The sequence below is a fragment of the Paracoccus sp. ME4 genome, assembly GCF_046736325.1.
In the GTDB taxonomy this organism is placed as follows: Bacteria; Pseudomonadota; Alphaproteobacteria; order Rhodobacterales; family Rhodobacteraceae; genus Paracoccus.
Genome location: NZ_CP151276.1, coordinates 2256805 through 2276078 on the forward strand (window position 1 = coordinate 2256805; position 19274 = coordinate 2276078).

Annotated in this window: 14 protein-coding genes and 1 other RNA gene; 5 read left to right on the forward strand and 10 right to left on the reverse strand. The window is 66.5% G+C overall.

The genetic code is table 11. From position 1 onward, the window contains the following. Positions 1-7: 7 nt before the first annotated feature. From AACG61_RS11555 to AACG61_RS11580, 6 genes are all read right to left on the reverse strand, one after another. Positions 8-1231: a glycosyltransferase gene (locus AACG61_RS11555; RefSeq protein WP_411837281.1), complete on the reverse strand. Its 1224-nt coding sequence runs from the start codon at positions 1229-1231 to the stop codon at positions 8-10. Further along, positions 1228-2862, reverse strand: a complete 1635-nt coding sequence (locus AACG61_RS11560; RefSeq protein ID WP_411839504.1) for an ABC transporter ATP-binding protein — start codon at positions 2860-2862, stop codon at positions 1228-1230. The genes AACG61_RS11555 and AACG61_RS11560 overlap by 4 nt, the downstream gene beginning before the upstream one ends. Positions 2863-2927: 65 nt before the next feature. Further along, positions 2928-4031, reverse strand: coding sequence for an ABC transporter permease (locus AACG61_RS11565; RefSeq protein WP_411837282.1), 1104 nt, complete (start codon positions 4029-4031; stop codon positions 2928-2930). Continuing rightward, positions 4031-5113: a microcin C ABC transporter permease YejB gene (locus AACG61_RS11570; protein WP_411837283.1), complete on the reverse strand. Its 1083-nt coding sequence runs from the start codon at positions 5111-5113 to the stop codon at positions 4031-4033. Before AACG61_RS11570 ends, AACG61_RS11565 begins: the two co-directional genes overlap by 1 nt. Before the next feature lie 102 nt (positions 5114-5215). After that, on the reverse strand, positions 5216-7072 hold the full coding sequence (locus tag AACG61_RS11575; RefSeq protein WP_411837284.1) for an extracellular solute-binding protein: 1857 nt from the start codon (positions 7070-7072) through the stop codon (positions 5216-5218). Positions 7073-7211: 139 nt separating this feature from the next. Next, a complete protein-coding gene (locus AACG61_RS11580) occupies positions 7212-7757 on the reverse strand; it encodes a c-type cytochrome (RefSeq protein ID WP_411837285.1) in 546 nt (181 codons plus the stop codon). 121 nt (positions 7758-7878) lie between these two features. Between AACG61_RS11580 and AACG61_RS11585 the strand changes: the two genes are divergently transcribed. Beyond that, on the forward strand, positions 7879-8727 hold the full coding sequence (locus AACG61_RS11585) for a prephenate dehydratase (protein WP_411837286.1): 849 nt from the start codon (positions 7879-7881) through the stop codon (positions 8725-8727). On the opposite strand, the gene AACG61_RS11590 is transcribed toward AACG61_RS11585, so the two are convergent. Continuing rightward, a complete protein-coding gene (locus tag AACG61_RS11590; RefSeq protein WP_411837287.1) occupies positions 8718-9176 on the reverse strand; it encodes a hypothetical protein in 459 nt (152 codons plus the stop codon). The two genes, AACG61_RS11585 and AACG61_RS11590, sit on opposite strands and share 10 nt — an antisense overlap. A 344-nt stretch (positions 9177-9520) precedes the next feature. Here AACG61_RS11590 and AACG61_RS11595 point away from each other — a divergent pair, with 344 nt between their 5' ends. From AACG61_RS11595 to AACG61_RS11605, 3 genes are all read left to right on the forward strand, one after another. Beyond that, a complete protein-coding gene (locus AACG61_RS11595; RefSeq protein ID WP_411837288.1) occupies positions 9521-11398 on the forward strand; it encodes a bifunctional 2',3'-cyclic-nucleotide 2'-phosphodiesterase/3'-nucleotidase in 1878 nt (625 codons plus the stop codon). A 46-nt stretch (positions 11399-11444) separates the two neighbouring features. Further along, positions 11445-11543, forward strand: an RNA gene (gene ffs / locus AACG61_RS11600) — signal recognition particle sRNA small type. 105 nt (positions 11544-11648) lie between these two features. Then, positions 11649-13394 carry a site-specific integrase gene (locus AACG61_RS11605; RefSeq protein WP_411837289.1) on the forward strand — a complete coding sequence of 582 codons (1746 nt, stop codon included), beginning with the start codon at positions 11649-11651 and terminating at the stop codon, positions 13392-13394. Between the two features lie 766 nt (positions 13395-14160). Here AACG61_RS11605 and AACG61_RS11610 read toward each other — a convergent pair. Both AACG61_RS11610 and AACG61_RS11615 read right to left on the reverse strand, forming a co-directional pair. Further along, complete coding sequence (locus AACG61_RS11610) at positions 14161-14418, reverse strand: hypothetical protein (protein WP_411837290.1); 258 nt, start codon at positions 14416-14418, stop codon at positions 14161-14163. A gap of 162 nt (positions 14419-14580) precedes the next feature. Beyond that, positions 14581-17385: a DUF3427 domain-containing protein gene (locus tag AACG61_RS11615; RefSeq protein WP_411837291.1), complete on the reverse strand. Its 2805-nt coding sequence runs from the start codon at positions 17383-17385 to the stop codon at positions 14581-14583. 169 nt (positions 17386-17554) lie between these two features. On the opposite strand from AACG61_RS11615, the gene AACG61_RS11620 reads away from it, so the two are divergent. Beyond that, complete coding sequence (locus AACG61_RS11620) at positions 17555-18220, forward strand: DUF6998 domain-containing protein (RefSeq protein WP_411837292.1); 666 nt, start codon at positions 17555-17557, stop codon at positions 18218-18220. 97 nt (positions 18221-18317) lie between these two features. Here AACG61_RS11620 and AACG61_RS11625 read toward each other — a convergent pair whose 3' ends face one another. After that, entirely contained in the window at positions 18318-19271 is a 954-nt protein-coding gene (locus AACG61_RS11625; protein WP_411837293.1) for a restriction endonuclease, read from the reverse strand. Positions 19272-19274: the final 3 nt, after the last annotated feature.

Here is a 19274-nt window from a genome sequence, read left to right on the forward strand (position 1 = left end):
CACGGGTCTAGCGCATCGCGCCCTGGCTTTCCACCCAGGCAATCTGGCGCGGCAGCGACCGCGATGACAGATCATAGCCCTCGGTGATGGTGCGCCGCGCCGCCGCCCGGATCGCGGGCGCGTCCGGATCGCCCGCCAGCCCGCGGATCAGCGCCGCCGACAGGGCCTCGCGGTCGAAGAACCCGACCAGCCGGCCGTTCACCCCGTCGGTGATCAGCTCGCGCACCGGCTCGGTGTCCGATCCCACGACATAGGCCCCCGCCGCCATCGCCTCGGTCAGCGACCAGGACAGCACGAAGGGATAGGTCAGATAGCAATGCACCCGCGCCACCCGGATCAGCGCCAGATAGTCCGCATAGGGCACCCGCCCCAGGAAATGCAGCCGCGACAGGTCCAGACGCCCGCCCAGCTCGGCCAGCATCTTGTCCTTCCAGCTGTTCGCGTCGCGCGGCTTGCCGCCGTAGCTGGTGCCGTCCGCGCCCACCAGCACCACCTGGGCATGGGGTCGCGCCTCCATCACCGCGGGCAGCGCGCGCATGAAGCTGTGAAAGCCGCGATAGGGCTCCAGCGAGCGCGAGACATAGGACAGGACCTCGTCCCCCGCGCGCAGCGTCGGCCCGTCGGGCAGGGTCAGGACGGCATCGGGGTCGGGCGACACGCGCGCCGTGTCGATGCCGTCATGGATCACGGTGATCTTGCCGCGCAGCTCGGACGGAAAGCTGTCGGCCTGATAGCGGGTCGGCGCGATGGCCGCATCCGCCTGCACCAGCGCCTGGATCAGATGCGCGGACCGCGCCACGGTCATGAAGCGCGTCTCGTCCCGGTCGGGGCTGACCTCGGGGTCGAAGCCCACGTCATGGCCGCGGGTGCGGTACATCAGCTCGGCATAGACCAGCAGGCGCGCCTGCGGCCAGATCTCCTTCAGGAACAGCGTCTCGCCCCAGCCCGGATGGCCGATGATGACATCGGGGTGAAACCCGTGCCGGTCGCGCAGCGCGCGCGCGCCCCGCGCCGCCAGCAGCCCGCGTTCGGCATGCTCGGCATAGCTGCGTCCCAGCACGCTGGCGGTCTCTACGGGTTCCGGCGCCTTGTAGCGCAGGGTGCGGATCGGGCTGCTGCGCTCGTTCTTCTCGTCGGTCAGGGCCAGGACCTCATGGCCCCGCGCGGCCAGGGCAGGTGCCAGATGCGGAAACTGGCCCGGAAAGTTCTGGTGGACGAACAGGATCCTCATGCGTGGATCGGAAAGGCCGCGCGCAGCAGGGCGCGGGTGTACTCCTCGCGCGGGGCGTCGAAGATCTGCGCGGTGCTGCCCTGCTCGATCACCTCGCCCGCGCGCATGACCATGATGTGATGCGCCATGGCGCGCACCACGCGCAGGTCGTGGCTGATGAACAGGAAGGCCAGCCCGTGCCGCTCCTGCAGGTCGCGCAGCAGGTCCACGATCTGGACCTGCACGGTCATGTCCAGCGCGCTGGTCGGCTCGTCCAGCACGACGACCTTGGGGCGCAGGATCATCGCGCGGGCGATGGCGATGCGCTGGCGCTGCCCGCCGCTGAACTCGTGCGGATAGCGGTGCATCATCTCGGGGTTCAGGCCGACCTCGGCCATGATCTCGGCGACCATCCGGCGGCGGTCGCGGCCCGGCTCGACCCCGTGGACGCCCAGGCCCTCGGTGATGATCTGCTCGACCGTCATGCGGGGGGACAGGCTGCCATAGGGGTCCTGGAACACGATCTGCATGTCGCGGCGCAGGCGGCGCAGGCGCGGCCCGGACCAGCCCTGGATGTCCTGGCCCAGATAGAGGATCGGCCCCCGGCTCTCGATCAGCCGCATGATCGCCAGGGCCAGCGTCGTCTTGCCCGACCCGGATTCGCCCACCACGCCCAGGGTCTCTCCGGCGCGCAGGCTGAGCGTCGCGCCGTCCACCGCCTTCACATGGCCGGTCACCCGGCGCAGAAGCCCGCGCTTGATGGGAAACCAGACCTTCAGGTCGCGCGTCTCGACCATCACCGGCGCGTCCGGCGGCACGGGTCGCGCCTGCCCCTGCGGTTCCGCCGCCAGCAGCTTGCGGGTGTAGGGGTGGCGGGGATCGGCAAAGATCGCCTCGACCGGGCCCTGTTCGACGATCTCTCCGTCCTTCATCACGCAGACCCGGTCCGCGATGCGGCGCACGATGCCCAGATCGTGGCTGATGAACAGCATCGACAGCCCCTCGGTCGCCTTCAACTCGGCCAGAAGCGCCAGGATCTGGGCCTGGATGGTCACGTCCAGCGCGGTCGTGGGCTCGTCCGCGATCAGCAGGTCCGGGCCGTTGGCCAGCGCCATGGCGATCATCACGCGCTGGCGCTGCCCGCCCGACAGCTGGTGCGGGTAATCGGCCAGCCGCGTTTCCGGGTCGCGGATGCCGACGCGGGTCAGCAGCTCCACGATGCGCGCCCGCGCCTTGGCGCCCGTCAGACCCTGATGCAGCGCCAGGCTTTCGGACAGCTGCTTCTCCAGGGTGTGCAGCGGGTTCAGCGAGGTCATCGGCTCCTGGAAGATGAAGCTGATGTCATTGCCGCGGATCTCGCGCAGGGCGCGGTCGGGGGCGCCGACCATCTCGCGGCCCGCGTATTTCACCGACCCCTCGACCACCGCCGACGCGCCCAGAAGCTGCACCGTGGAGAGCGCCGTGACCGACTTGCCCGACCCGGATTCGCCGACGATCGCCACCGTCTCGCCCCGCGCGATGTGGAAGCTGACGCCCTTGACGGCGGGGATCACCTGCCCCTCACTGCGAAAGCCGATGCGCAGGTCGGTGACGGCCAGAACCGCGTCCGAGGGCGGCGCAGGGACGGGCCGGGCCTCGGCCTCTCCTGGCATGGACCCGCCATGGCTCTCGGCCACGGCGGCGGGGGCGCCGGGGGCGGGACGGATGGGCAGATCGCTCATCGGAAGGTCTTTCGCGGGTCGAAGGCGTCGCGGATGCCCTCGAAGATGAACACCAGCAGCGACAGCATGATCGCGAAGGTGAAGAAGGAGGTGAAGGCCAGCCAGGGCGCCTGCAGGTTCTGCTTGGCCTGAAGGGCCATCTCGCCCAGGGAGGCCGCGCCCGCGGGCAGGCCGTAGCCCAGATAGTCCAGCGCGGCGAGGCCGCTGATCGTGCCGGTCACCACGAAGGGCAGCATGGTCAGCGTGGCGACCATGGCATTGGGCAGGATGTGGCGGAACATGATGACCCGGTCGCTGACCCCCAGGGCGCGGGCCGCGCGGACATATTCGAAGTTGCGCGCCCGCAGGAACTCTGCCCGCACCACGCCGACCAGCGCGGGCCAGCCGAAGAGGATGGTCACGAAGACCAGCAGCCAGAAGCTGCGCCCCAGGATCGCGAAGAGGATGATGATGACGTAGAGGCTGGGCGTCGAGGCCCATATCTCCAGCACGCGCTGGAACACAAGGTCGGTGCGTCCGCCGAAGTAGCCCTGGATCGCCCCCGCCGCGATGCCGATGGTCGAGGCCACCACCGTCACGATCAGCGTGAACAGGATCGAGGTGCGGAACCCGTAGATCACCCGCGCCAGCACGTCCCGCGCCGTGTCGTCGGTGCCCAGCCAGTGGTTCGCGTCCGGCGCGGAGGGCGCGGTGCCCACGTTGTTGATGGTCCGGTAATGATAGGGGATCGGCGGCCAGATCATCCAGCCCTGCTCGGCCGTCGGCACGTCGGTCGAACCCGACTGCACCGCGGCCATGAACCCCTCGGGGTTGTCCCAGCATTCCTCGCGCCCGCCCGAGACGATCAGGCACTGCACCGCCTCGTCGCGATAGATCGCCTCGGTGCCGAAATCGCCGCCGAACGCGGTCTCGGGGTAGAAGTTGTAGGCGGGCCAGTAGAGGTCGCCGCGATAGCTGACGACCACGGGTTTGTCGTTGGCCACGACCTCGGCGAACATCGCAGTGACGAACAGCACGGCAAAGATCACCAGCGACCAGAAGGCGCGGCCGTTGCGGCGGAAGTTGCGCCAGCGGCGGCGGTTCAGTTCCGACATGGCCATCAGCCGGCCCTCCGCTCGAAATCGATGCGCGGATCGACGAAGACATACATCAGGTCGGACAGGATGCCCACGACCAGGCTCATCAGCCCGAAGACGTAGAGCGTGCCGAAGATCACCGGATAGTCGCGCTGCACCGCGGCCTCGAAGCCAAGGCGCCCCAGCCCGTCCAGAGAGAAGATCGTCTCGATCAGGATCGACGACCCGAAGAACACCCCCAGGAACATCGCCGGAAAGCCCGCGATCACGATCAGCATCGCGTTGCGGAAGACGTGGCCGTAGAGGACCCGGCGTTCGGTCAGGCCCTTGGCGCGGGCGGTCATCACGTACTGCTTGTTGATCTCGTCCAGAAAGCTGTTCTTGGTCAGGAGCGTCAGCGTGGCAAAGCTGCTGATGGTGGCGGCAATCACCGGCAGTGTGGCGTGCCAGGCATAGTCCTTGATCTTGCCCCAGACCGACAGGTCCGCGAAATTGTCGGATGTCAGGCCGCGCAGCGGAAAGATCTGCCAATAGCTGCCGCCCGCGAACAGCACCATCAGCACCACCGCGAAGAGGAAGGCCGGGATCGCATAGGCCATGATGATCACGCCCGAGGTCCAGGTGTCGAAACGCGTCCCGTCCCGCGTGGCCTTGGCGATGCCCAGAGGGATCGAGATCAGATAGGCGATCAGCGTCGACCACAGGCCGAGCGTGATCGACACGGGCATCTTCTCGACCACCAGGTCCATGACGCTGATCGAGCGGAACCAGGACACCCCGAAATCGAAGCGGACATAGTTCCACATCATCGACAGGAAGCGTTCGACCGGCGGCTTGTCGAAGCCGAACTCGCGCTCAAGCTGCTCGATGAACTCGGGCGGCAGGCCGCGCGCCCCCTCGTATCCGCTGTCGCCGGCCAGCTGTTCGGCGCTGTCGGCGGTGGCGCCGGACAGGTTGCCCATCACGTCGCCCTCGCCCCGGACCTGGGCCGCGATCTGCTCGATCGGGCCGCCGGGGACGAATTGCGTCAGGGTGAAGTTCACGACCATGATGCCGATCAGCGTCGGAATGATCAGCAGCAGTCGCCGCAGGATGTAGGCGCCCATCAGCGCAAGCCCTTCCCCGTTCGGTGCGGCCCCCTTGGCGGGACCTTGTCGTTATCCGCGCTTGTCGGCAATCCGCGCCGGGAAATCAAGCGCATCGCAGGCTCAGCGCAGCTGGCCCGCGGCGCGCAGCTCCTCGGCGCGGGCCTGGTCGTACCACCAGAAATCCGTCACCCCCAGGCCCAGGGTGGGCAGGGTCTCGGGGCGGTCATAGACGTCCCAATAGGCGACCGTGGTCACGGGCTTGTACCATTGCGGGATCCAGAAGCGCAGGCTGCGCAGCGCCCGGTCCAGCGCGCGGATGGCGACGCGGTTCTCGGCATCCGTCGCGGCGGCGCTGCCGATCTCGATCAGCGCGTCGATGGCGGGGTTGGCCAGGCCCATCGGGTTGAACACGTCGTCGCTGTGCTCGGAGCCGAAGACCTGCGCCGTGCCGCCGCCGATGCCATAGCCGTTGCCCAGGCTGTCGCGCACGATGTCGAAATCATGGCTGCGGGTGCGGGTGGTCAGCTCGGACGGATCGACCCGCGACAGGACCGCGTCCACGCCGATGGCGCGCAGGTTCTCGACATAGGGGTTCACGATGCGGTCATAGCTCTGGTTGAAGTCGAGGAACTCGACCCGCAGCGTCTGGCCGGCGGCGTTGCGGCGGATGCCGTCGCTGCCGGTGGTCCAGCCCGCCTCGTCCAGCAGCGCGGCCGCCCGGCGCGCATTGCCGCGGTCCAGCTGTCGTTCGCCGCTGGCGGGGCTGGTGACGGCATCGGCGGTCAGCACGCCCTCGGGCAGGTCGGCGGCCAGCGGCTCCAGCAGGGCCAGCTCCTCGGGGCTGGGCGGACCCTCGGCCTTGAGGTCGCTGTTGTCCCAGAAGCTGTCCAGCCGGGTGTTCATGCCATAGAACAGCGCCTGGTTCGACCATTCGAAGTTGAACATCAGCCCGATCGCCTCGCGCACGCGGATGTCCTGGAACTTCTCGCGCCGCAGGTTGAAGACCCAGGCATCGCCCGCGGCGATGTTGCCGTCGGGCAGCTCCTCCTTGACGACCGCGCCCGAGGCCACCGCCGGGAAGGTGTAGCCCGTGGACCACAGCTGCTCGGACGGCTCGACGCGGAAGGTGTAGATGCCGGCCTTGAACGCCTCGAAGGCCGCGTCGAAATCGGCGAAATACTCGAAGCGCAGCGTGTCGAAATTGTGCCGGCCCACGTTGATGGGCAGGTCCTTGCCCCAATAGTCCGGGTTGCGGCGCATGGTGATCGACCGCCCGAAATCGGCGCTGTCGAAGACATAGGGGCCCGACCCCAGGAAGGGTACGGTGCTGGTCGCTTGGATGTCGCGGGCATTGGCCTCGAAATCGGCGCGTGAGAAGACGATCTGCGCGCCCATCTGCCCGATCACGTCGCGGCGCGGCGCATCCTCGCGGAAGGTGAATTTGATGCGGTGGGGGTCCAGGACCTCGGCGCTCTCGACCATGCGCTTGATCGCCTCGCTGAAGGACGGAAAGCCCTTGTCGCGCAGCAGCTCGAACGAGAACAGCACATCATCGGCGGTCAGCGGGCTGCCGTCGCTGAACCGCGCCTCGGGGCGCAGGTTGAAGATCACCCAGTCCCGGCTCTCGGGATATTCGATCGTCTCGCAGATCAGGCAATAGTCCGAATAGGGGTCGTCCAGGACCGGCACCATCAGCCGCTCCAGCATGATCGTGGACGGGGCGGTGGCCCGGCCGCGGAAGGTGAAGGGGTTGTAGCTGTCGAAGGTGCCGATGCCGTGCTGGGACATCTCGCCGCCCTTGGGCGCGTCCGGGTTCACGTAGGGCAGGTGCGGAAAGTCGGCGGGCAGCGCCGGCTCGCCGAACAGCGCGATGCCATGCGTCTTGATAACCGTCGGGTCGCCGGCCGCGTCCTGCGCCCAGGCTGGGACTGCGGCGATCCCAAGAAGCAGCGTGGCAAGGCGGGCGGCGTGGCGCATGTCGTCTCTCCGGTCTGGACCAGCGAGAGGCTAGGCCAGCCGGGGGCAGGGCTTCAAGCCGCGATTTCGTGAACGATCACGGCAGAAACCCCGGCGCGCGGGCCGGGGTTTGCGGGGTCGTCACGACGGGTCGCGTCGATCAGGGATTCGATTCGAGATAGGCGATCAGGTTCGCGCGGGCCTGCGGATCGCGGATGCCGGCAAAGCTCATCGCGGTGCCCGACACCACACCGCGCGGGTTCTCCAGGAATGCTTGCAGGTGGTCATAGTCCCAGGTCGGGAACTCGGCCGCATGCTCGGTCATCGCGCTGGAATAGCCGAAGCCCGCGACGCTGGCCGTGGCGCGGTTCACGACGCCGTTCAGGTGCGGGCCGGTCCCGTCCTTGCCGTCCAACGCGTGGCAGGACCGGCACTTGGCCCATTCCTTCTCTCCGGCGGCGGCATCGGCCGAGGCCATCAGCGCGGCAAAGTCGATCTGCTCCTCCTCGGCGCCGCCGGCTTCGGCGGTCTCGGGGACGGGGATGGTATAGGCCTGCGCGATCTCCTCGTCGCCGTGGCCGCCGCCATGTCCCCCGCCATGCCCGACCGAGAACAGGCCGCTTGCGGCCCAGTTGGCCAGCATCAGGAACAGCAGCGCACCGATGAGGGCGCCTGCGGCCTTGGTCAGGGTCATGGTATTGAACATCGCGTGCGGTCCCCGCCTTGGTAAGCTCGTCAAGTCGTGCGGTATCTATCCGCTTTCGCTTTCGGGGATCAAGGTATAGTTACCCCGGCACGCTGAATTTTCGGACATGTGGGGCCGCGCCATGACAACGAATCGCATCGCCTTCCAGGGAGAGCCTGGCGCCTACAGCCACGAGGCCTGCCGCGCCGCCCGCCCCGCCATGGAGCCCCTGCCCTGCCGCACCTTCGAGGACGTGATCGAGGCCGTGCGCGCGGGCGAGGCCGACCTGGCCATGCTGCCGGTCGAGAACTCGACCTATGGCCGCGTGGCCGACATCCACCACCTGCTGCCCGAATCCGGCCTGAGGATCATCGGCGAGGCCTTCGTGCGCGTCCATATCAGCCTGCTGGCCGTGCCCGGCACCATGCTGGAGCAGGTGCGCGACGCGATGAGCCATACCGTCCTGCTGGGCCAGTGCCGGGGCTTCCTGCGCCGCCACGGCATCCGCGCGCTGACCGGCGCGGACACGGCCGGCTCCGCCAAGGAGGTCGCCGCGCGCGGCGAGCCCGCGCTGGCCGCCCTGGCCGCCCCCCTGGCCGCCGAGATCTATGGCCTGGAGCGCCTGGCCGACGAGATCGAGGACCGGCAGAACAACACGACCCGCTTCCTTATCATGGCGCCCGCCGCCGACCTGACCCGCCGGTCGGACCGCATGCTGACCAGCTTCGTCTTCCGGGTGCGCAACATTCCGGCCGCGCTCTACAAGGCGATGGGGGGGTTCGCCACGAACGGCGTGAACATGACCAAGCTGGAGAGCTACATGGTCGACGGCGTCTTCACCGCGACGCAGTTCTATGCCGACATCGAGGGCCATCCCGAGGACGCCAACGTGGCGCGCGCCCTGGAGGAGCTGGGCTACTTCACCTCCAGCCTGGAGATCCTGGGCGTCTATCCGGCCGATCCGCTGCGCGAGGCGCAGCGTCAGCCCTGACGGTCGCGCATCAGCTGGACGAACTCCTCGATCCGGCGCTGATAGCGCCGGTCCAGCTGGCCCTTGCCCAGCTTGGCGGTCTGCAGCATCAGCCGGGCCTTCATGTTGCGCGGCTTGACCTCGGTTTCGACGAGGGCGCGCGAGCGGGCGCGGCTCAGCGCGATGACGGTGACGGCCAGGCCGATGTCCAGCGCCTCGGAACGACCGGACATGGTCACGGTCTCGGGGCGGTCGAAACGCGTCACCGCCAGGCGAAGCCGCCGCGCCTTGCCGCGCCAGTCGAAGCCGATGTCCCAGCCCATGCCGATGCCCGGTTCGCTCGACGGGTCCACCCGCGCGACCGAGGCGCCGCGCCCGATCATCATCCGTTCCAGCGTATCGAAGTTGCTGACGGCCTCGAACAGCCTCTCGGCCGGAAGGTCCGCATCGATACGCGTCGAGAACTTCATCTTTAACAACCTGCCGACAGGACCAGATACATCGGGGGAAAAATCCCCCTCATATCGCTGATAGTCCAGATCGGCCAAAGGGTTCAACCAACTCGTCAACATCGTGCAATCTCACTGCCTACATTTTTCCATACTGCCACGATCCCGTCCGGCTGTGACCCTGCCCAAATGTCCAATTCGTCCATCACCGCGACGGGCCGTCGGGGCGGATGGAAAAGATTCCCGCGGCGCGCCTCAATCTCAGGTTGTTGGCAGTCGCGACAATGCGTTAACCATGGGGCAAGAGACTGCCGCGGCCCCTCGGGGCGACTGTCACCTCCCGGATGCAGGGTCACCGTTTCACGATGCCTGACCGCAACACGATGCGCCCCCTCGACGGCGATCCGGCGCATCCCGCCCCGGACGGGATGGTGCTGCGGATCCTGGCGACCAGCGACCTGCACATGCATCTGCTGCCCTACGACTATCTGGCGAACCGGCCGTCGGACCGCATCGGCCTCGCGCGCACCGCCGGCCTGATCCAGGCGCGCCGCGCCGAGGCGCAGGCCTGCCTGCTGGTGGACAATGGCGACATCCTGCAGGGCGGTCCGATGGGCGATCTGGCGGCGCGGCGCGCGATGCCCTTCGCGGGGACGCATCCAGCCATCGCGGCGATGAACGCGCTCGGCTACGACGCGGCGGCCCTAGGCAATCACGACTTCAACTTCGGCCTGCCCTTCCTGCGCCGGACCATGGCCAAAGCGCGCTTTCCGGTGCTGGCGGCCAACCTGACGGTGCATCGCGGGCCGGGCTTCGCCGCCTCCTGCATCGTCACGCGGCACCTGACCGCGCCGGACGGCACGCGCCTGCCGCTGCGCGTGGGCGTGATCGGCTTCCTGCCGCCCCAGACCGAGGAATGGGACCAGGACCTGCGCCCGCAGATGCGCAGCGACGACATCCTGGACTGCGCCGCAGCCAGGGTCCCGCGCCTGCGCGCGCAGGGCGCCGACATCATCGTGGCGCTGGCGCATAGCGGGATCGGCGCCCCCCACGCCGCCCCGCGGATGGAGCATGCCGCCCACGCGCTGGCCGCCCTGACCGATGTGGACGTTGTCATCGCGGGCCACACGCATGAGGTCTTTCCCGCCCCCCGCTGGCAGGGCCGGCCCGGCATCGACGCCCTGCGCGGCACGCTGGCGGGCAAGCCGGCGGTGATGCCGGGCTATGGCGGCTCGCATCTGGGCGTGATCGACCTGCGCTTTGCCTGGGGCGCGGACGGCCGCCCGACACTAGCGGGCTTCTCCGCGCGGGCCGAGCCGGTGCCGGCGGACATGCCCGCCGCGCCCCTGGTCGCGCGCCCCATCGCGACCGCGCATCGCGCCACGCTGCGTCAGCTCTCGGCACGGGTGGGCCGGTCGGGGTCGGCGCTGAACAGCCATTTCTCGGTCGTGGGGCATGATTGCGGGCTGCGGCTGGTGAACCTCGCGCAGCGCTGGCACGTGCGGCAGCGGCTGGCCGGGACGGCGCACGCGCATCTGCCGGTGCTGTCGGCCTCGGCCCCCTACCGGGCGGGTGGGCGCGGGGGGCCGCATCACTTCACCGACGTGCCGGCCGGGACGCTGACGCTGCGGCACCTGTCCGACCTCTATTCCTTTCCCAACCGCATCACCGCGATCCGCATCACCGGCGCCCAGCTGCGCGGCTGGCTGGAGCGGTCGGCCAGCCTCTTCAACCGCGTCCCGGCCGGGTCGCGCGACATGCCGCTGCTGAACCGCGACTTTCCGGTCTACAATTTCGACGTGATCGACGGGATCGGCTGGCGCATCGACCTGTCGGCCCCCTCGCGATACCATCCCGACGGACGGCTGGCCTGCGACCGCGCCACGCGCATCCGCGACCTGACCTGGCAGACCCGCCCCGTCACCGACGACCAGGAATTCGTACTGGCGACCAATTCCTATCGCCTGGCCAGCTGCGGCCTGTTCAGCCCGCTGGTGTCGCGCAACACGATCCTTCTGGACCGCGACGCGCTGACCCAAGACGTGCTGCGCTGCTATATCCGCCGCCAGCGGCAGATCCGGGTACCCGCGCGGCCCAACTGGGGCTTCGTCACCCAGCCCGGCAGCAGCGTCCTGTTCCAGACCGCGCCCACCGCCCTGGCCCGTCCCCTGCCCGACCCCGACCGGCTTCAGGCCCTCGGGCTGGACGAGGACGGATTCGCGGTGATGCGTCTGATGCTGTGATGCGGATGGGCTTGCATCGGCCGCGCGCCCGTCCTATCTGTCGCCGCGAGAGGTTGGCGCGGGCAGGCGCCTCGCCAAATCGGTCAGGTCCGGAAGGAAGCAGCCGTAACGAGCCCCGCTTGGGTCGCTGTCCAGCCTCTCACCTTCTCCACCCTCAAGCAGATGTTTTTTCAGGAAACCTTATGTTTCCAAGGGCGTCCGCCCCAATCTCTGCTACAAAACGCGCTACAAACTACGCGCTGGGGCAAGGATGAAATACGTTCGGCAGGTGAGGGGAAAGTGGACGGTCAGGATCACTGTTCCGAAGCAATTACGTGGCCTCATCGGCAAGCGCGAGCTGGTCGCGACGGACCTGTCCAGCTCACCGAAGGAACGCGACGCACAAGCTCATCGAATCATCGACGGCTTCCTTGCGCAGATCGAGACGGCCCGCCGACAGCATGCACGACTGCTTGGATCCCCCGAGGAGGCGAAGGCCACGACGGCTAAGCGGCATTATGAGAACATCATCGGGTCGTATGCACGCAAGCGGGAGGGCATGCCGACATCCGCCGACATCCAAGCCGAGTGCGACCGCATTCTGGACCGCATCGACCGTGGAGAGATCGAAGACGGAATCAGCAGTCGTTTCAACCTTTATACGGATCTGGAGCTGAAAGGACGGGCGCGGGAGTTCGATGCCAACCTGAGGTCGAGGCGCCTTGCGGCCTTGAGGGTCGACTTCCAATCCGGAGAGACCAAGCGGGTGGATGCGGACGTCGAGGCCGAGGTGGCGCGCTTGGGTGTCGATCTGGCGAAAGGATCGCGCGCATGGCAGTCCATGGCCGAAGTGATGATGCGGGCAGAGATCGCGGCGCTGGAGCGCACATTGGAAATGGACCGCGGCAACTTTGCGGGTGTCGCGGCTGACCCACTCCTAACCGCATCGGAACCCGTTCATCCAGCACCCATGAAAAAACCGAGGAATGGGTGTGGCATCGCCCTCTCGGCTGCTCTCGAGGCATTTCACCGCGAGCGTTCCGCGGGCGGCCGCACCCTGGCCCCAAGAACCATGGAGGAACATCGAAACGCCGCGCGCATGTTCATCGAGTTCATGGGCGGCGACGTCGACATCCGCTCCGTCACGAAACAAGACGTCATTGCCTATAAGCGGGCCTTGCTGGAGACGCCTAACCGCTACACCATGCGCTTCCCGGGTCTCTCTCTTCCTGAGGCTGTCGCGGCCAACATGCAGCTGCCTCAGCCATTTTCCACGCTTGCACCGCAGACGATCAACATGAAATGGCTTTCGCATCTTTCGACGATCTTGCAGTGGGCATCGAACAACGGCCATATCGAGACGAACCCGGCCCATGGCATCAGGGTGGATACCGGCAGCAAGAGCCATCGCCCCGCGAGCCGGACACCGTTTACCACGGATGAATTGAAGATCATCTTCGGGCAGCCATTCTTCGAGGACCCCAAGGCTTACGGGTTGGAGCAATGGGCGCTTCTGCTAATGCTCTACACGGGGGTCCGCAACTCCTCCGAGATGGCGCGGATGCGCCTTGAGAACATCTATGAGGAGCAGGGTGTTCCTGTCTTCTACCTGGCTGACGCCTCGAAGAACGAGCGGAGCAAGCGACTGGTGCCCATCCACAAGGAGCTGATACAGCTCGGGTTCCTCGACTATGTGGCGGCACGTCGTGCAGACGGCCAAGTGTTTCTGTTCCCCGAATGGGCCGCGCGACCGGACAAGGTCAACGACTGGTTCAACGTCACGTATCTGGTGAGGATCGGCTTGAAGGCCCCGGACAAGGTATTCTATTCTTTCCGGCACACGTTGGCGACCGCACTTGCGCGCGCAGGCGTCTCCAGAGACGTCTCGAAGATGATTTCAGGCCATGCCCCACAGGAAATCGCGGCAACCTACATCCACACGACCCCAATTACCCTCATGAACGAATGCCTGAACAGGGTCACATTCGATTTGCCGATAGCCGCGTTGAAGGCCTAGCGGTGCAGATCGGTTAGGCACGTCCGCAGGCTGCACAATCCGGACATGCCTGATGGAATCGACGAAAACTCGGTCCTGACACGATGACCAACCAGGATGCTGACGACGTGATGCGGTGACGTCCATCAAGATGTCTGGACCAAGCTGGGCAGGTTTGCCTTGGCTGCGCGGCAGCGGAAACTTTGACGTTGCCCCGTCACGTCGGCGCGATCGATGCAGCATGATCCAGATCCGAACCCCCGACAGTTTGCATATCGGCCCGACATCGACCGACGACAAGCTGCGGGGCCACCTTCAGGGGCACATCTTAGGGACGCATCAGGTGTCGTTGATCCCGAGGCTGCACCTCAAATGTGCGGGGACTGGTTCGGTCAGGCTCCACGTTATCGTGATCGGGGGCCTTGCTTTCCTCAGCTTCGAGCCGGGGCTGGCCGCAATGGAGAAGCACGCCCGTGCTGCGCTCGCGGCCTCGCGCAAGGGTTGCGACACCGAAGGCTTGCATTTCCGCCCGCCTCGGCTGGTAGACGCCCGCCGAGTTCGCCTAGACCTTCACCTCGTGATGGGGTCTGACGCTGCGCAACCCACAAAGTTCCGCGCTAGCCCCACTGTCCAACCCTTCCCAAAGGGCAGGACTCAACCCCGGAGCCTTGCTCAAGCTGGATAAAAACTAGCGTCAACGCCAATGACCGCAGACACGCTTGGCCCGCACATTGCCACGAAGAGAAGCCGCGCCCTCATAGCTCGCCAATCAAGGGCATCGGAGGGCCTAGATGTCGTTCTCTGTGACGCCGTCCTTCTCGACATAAATTATTGGTCCTCGCATCAGAAGCAAGATGCCTGCTGTCAAGAGGACCATCCCGACCGGAAGGTAGATCGCAGTCAAACTGCTGAAGGCCCAGTTGTCTTCCGACAGGCGATACAGTGCCGCCGCCAAGAAGATCGAGCCGATGATCAGCAAGTTATGCACCATCGATCGCCACCGCACGATCCGGATCAGCCTGACATCTTTTACAAGTTCAACCATCTCATTCACCTCATGTTGCTTCTTTCATCATCTTAGGTGTCGGCAAACGACGTGTCGCACGGGATGTCAGGCCTGACGGCGACTTTTCAGGTCACGTCTGTTTATGTGTGCGTAGACGCTCTGATTGCGGTGGTGTTCGCGTAGATGCCGGAAAAGACCGTCTTAGGGATCTTTGATCTCCAAGCTTCGCCACAGATGTTTGGGAACAGGCGGGTTGAGCTGCCAGTGAATGGTGATTGGCGCCTCGCCGTCCCAGGACTCGAAACGTGGCTCGCCGCAATAAAGGAAAGGCGCGCCCTTGCCGTTGCGCAGGCGGTTGGCCCGGACGAAAAGATGCACCTTGGCCCCGGCATCCCGCCCCGACAGGATACGCCCCACGCGACTGTCGCGCCTCGTCTTGTTCTGCGTCTGCCAGGTCATCCGGTCGGGCGCGATGAATCCGTCCTCGTAATCGCTGCCTGCCCGGGCCCCATCCTTGTGCAGCGTGGTCAGCAGCACCAGGTCGCGGCCCACGCCCACGATGCCCGCGTTCCAGTTGCCGGGGTTGAAGACGGCACCGAACAGCGGTGGAATATCCTCGCGCATGTATTCCTGCCAAAGCGTGGGGGCGGTGGTCTCGTATGGACTGGGCTGGTCGTCCAGCTCGGATCTGTCTGTCGAGGCCAGTCGCCAGGTGGCCAGTTCCAGCACCATGTCCCGACCAGCGTGGCCCGGGTCCGGTCGGGTCAGGGACAGGCGCTGCCCCTCGCGCCTCAGCAGCGGGTGGAAGGCCCATCGCGCCAGTCCCTCGTCGGTCCCCGTCCCCTGAAGCAGCGAGCCGAGCGCCTGAAGGGCCGGAATGGGCAGGGTCCGGTCCCGCTCTAGCATGCGCAGCAGATCGGCGAAGGCCGTGGCTGCCGCCGCATCGACCGGATCGCCCATGTCGCGCACGAAGTCGAACCAGCCGCCATGCCCGTTCCGCGACGGATCGAACCCCTCGGCCGCCATCTCAGACGCGGTGGGCCGCCGGCCGTGACGCAGGCGGAAATCAACATAGCGCGCCTCAATCTCGGCTCCGGCGCGCGACGGGCGCAGCAGCTCCCGAAGGATCTCGATGACGCGCAGGTCATAGGTGATGCTGCATCCCTCGGGCAGCCTGAATTGGTCCGACAGGACCTGCTCCAGCCGCAAGGCCAGCGACCGGTCACCTGGCCCTGCCCCCAGAAGTGCCCGGAGGCGCGTCAGAAAACTGCGGTGGTTGCCGATATAGTCGATCACGCGCAGCACCTTACCCTCAACCCGGCGCAGGCCACGCCCCAACTGCTGCAGCCAGATGATCGCGCTTTCCGTCGGACGCAGCATCATGACCGTGCCGATGTTCGGCACGTCCACGCCCTCGTTGAACATGTCGACCGCGAAGAGGATGTCGATCTCGCCACGTCCCAACTGCTCCAGCGAGGTGCTGCGGGGTGCCGATCCGGGACCGGAATGCACCGCGACCGCGCGCAGGCCCGCGGCGCGGAATCGGTCGGCCATGAACTCGGCATGGCGAACGGAACAGCAGAACCCGATGGCCGGACCCTCCCGGTGCAGGTGGAACTGTTCCAGCGCGTTGGCGGCCCGCGCCTCGGTCGCCAGCGCGGCCTCGAGCGCGGTGGGATCGAATTGCGAGGACCGCCACGGGATCTGGTCGTAATCCACGTCATCAGGCACGCCCAGGTAACGAAACGGCGCCAGCAGCCCCGCGTCGATCCCCTCGAACAGGTCGCAGTGATGGACCAGGTTGTCGTCGCACAGCGAAAGAAGGTCGGCACCGTCGCTGCGGTCGGGCGTCGCCGTCAGACCCAGCAGGAAGGCCGGCGTGAAATGCGCCAGCAGGCCGCGATAGCTGGCGGCTTGGGCATGGTGGAACTCATCTACCACGATATAGTCGAAGGCATCGGGCGCAAACCGGCGCAGATGCTCGGACCGGCCGATGGTCTGGATCGACGCGAACAAGATCTCGGCCGCCTCATCCTTTTGGCCGCCGTCATAGCGACCAAAGCGCGCGTCGGGCCTGATCCGGCGAAAGGATGACATGGCCTGGCTGAGAATCTCCTCGCGGTGGGCCACGAACAGCACCCGCCCAAAGGGCTGGCTGTCAAAGGCCGCCAACCAGGTCTTGCCCAGACCCGTGGCCAGCACGACCAGCCCGCGCCTGTGCCCTGCCCTGCGCGTGGCGGCAAGCGCATCCAGGGCCGCCTGCTGGATGCGATGCGGCCCTGGCGCAGGCTCGGGCGGTTCGTCGGCGACGATGGCCTGTGCGATCTCGGTCAGCGGCGCCCGGCGCCTGCGCGCGGCATAGGCGTCGATCCAGCCGGGGGTCAGCAGCCGTGTCGAGGGGTGCCGCAACAGCGCCTCAAAGGCGTCGTGCACGGCATCGGTCGCGGTCTCGCTGTGCAGGTTCCATTCGACGCCCGTGGTCAGCGCGGTCCGCGACAGGTTAGAACTGCCGACGATGGCCGAACCCGTCCGGTCCGCAGCGCGGAACAGCCAGGCCTTGGGATGGAAGGACCCTGCCCCCGTCTCGAAGATCCGCAGCTCGGCCCCCTCCAGATCGCCAAGCCGCCGCAGGGCCGCGGGTTCGGTGACGTCCATGTAATCGCCGACCAGCACCCGCAGCTGCCCGCCCCGATCCAGCAGGTCGCGCAGCCAGGGCTCCAGCAGGCGCACGCCGGATTCCATGGCGAAAGCTATGGCCAGGTCCACCCGGACAGCCCCGTCGATGCTCTGCGCCAGCAGCGCCAGCAGCGGGTCCTGCGCCCCCGTGACCAGCCGGGGCGGTGCGGACGCCCGGCGGGGCAGCAGGTGAAAATGCCCATGGGCATCGCTGACATCAAAGCCCGTCCAACCTTGCGTCAGCGCCTCTGCAAGGCGCGCCAGAAGCCCCATTTGTTCGGTGGCGGTCAGATCACCCCACCGCGCGACGTGGCGCTGTGGCGCGATCATATCGCCCTGCGCGAGGCAGAGCGGGCAAGAGACAAGGGGCAGGTCCAAAATGGCGATCCTTCGAAATGCCGCCAGGTTATGCATGCGCCAGGTCTTGTCCAGGAGGGATCGGTGGCGGCCACTGCTATGGGGCTTGTTGTCGTGTGACCAGCCGACGTAACGTCCGTGCATGACGCTTAGCCAAACCCAGATCATCCGGTCGCTTGCCGACGCGCTTCAGTGGTTCGAGAAAGAGCTGGCCTGGGGCACGCCGGTGGCCGAATTGCGGCATCTGACCGGCCGCATCGGAGAGCTTTATGCAGCCATGATCACGCGGGGACAGATGGCACTGTCGATCAATCAGGTCGGCTACAACGTCGTCTCGGCCGAGGGCGAGCGGATTTCGGTCAAGACATTCACATCCTCTACCCGCATCGATTTCAACTTGGCGACTCTGCACAACGCCTCGAGGGTCATGATCTTTCAGATCGTCATCGACGAGGGCGAGCCATCCATCAGCGAGTGCCTGGACTGCACAGTCGAGGCGTTGCAGCCGATGCTCCGGACGCTGGCCGGTGGAACCTATCTGCCGGTCAACCGCATCCTGACGCCAAAGCAGACCGTGCAACCGCCAAGCAATCTGCGCGAGGTCGCGCGCGTCGCATGGGGAGCCTATCACGTCTCTCAGCTGGAAAACGGGACAATCATCGTGCACGAGAACGGCGAACAACTGCCCATGGCCGCACCTGCCCTGCGTATCATCGCGCGCGAGATCGGCGTGAATTTGTTGAACGGGACCGGAACCGCAAAGAACACTCGGCGGCTTGGCGCCGACATCATCGCGGCGTCGGGATAAAGGCGCCATCAGGCGTCAAGACAGGCGTGATCACCAAGCTGACCCACCACCGCCCAACCAACACAAACAAACCGCCCGCTGCGCAGGCCCGCATCGGTCAGAGATCTGAGAAAAAATCCTCGTCGACGCGCTTGATGATATAGGTGCTCTGGGTGCGGACACCGACGCCATATTGGATCATCAGGGCCGCCAGCCGTTGGCCATTGATCAGCTTGATCCGATGCTGGACGCGCTCGACATAGGCCACGGCATCGCGCGAGTAGTCTGATGTCGTGACAAAGACACCCTTGCTGGCGCCTTCGCCGGTGAGCGAGCCAACGAAACGCTGTAGGTCCGGTCGGCCCACCTTGTAGCTGGGGTCATACCGCTTTGCCTGGATATAGACCGCGTCGAGGCCCAGCGCGTCTTCGTCAATGACGCCATCGATCCCACCATCACCTGTCGCCTTGGTCGTGCGGGCATTCTCGAGCGAGCCGCCGCCATAGCCCATCGCCGCAAGCAGATCGAGGATGAGCGTTTCGAACCGAAGCGGGTTCATCACCTGGAGCAGCGCGAGCAGATCGTCACGCAACGCGGCGTTCATGACGCGGTGTGCGGCGGCCATGGCGTCCTCGGGCGTCTGGTGATGATCGACACGGACGGCAGCGCTGCTGGGCACCTCCGCAGGCAAGGCAGCATCGCCGTCCTGAACGTCACCGGGGCCAGCGGCTGCCCGGACACGCCAGTCTCGGAAGCCCTCGAAACCGTCTAGAAAAGCGTTGTCGATCCGCGCGGGATTGGTCGCCAAGACGTCTCGCCCCTTCTCCGTGATGACGTGCTGGTTACGCTTGGGGCTCTCCAGAAGGCCCGCCTTGGACAGGTAGGTGCGTGCCCAGTGGGCGCGGCTCTGCAACACGGTCACGCGGCCACTCGGCAGCAGCTCGACCGCCTCTTCGTCCGAGATGTCGAACTGCGCCGTGAGGCTCGGAACGCAGGCCGCGACGTTCGGTGCGCCATCGGCAAACAGGCGCAAGACGGGTAGCATCAGGGTTTCGTAATCTGGAATGGGCATCAG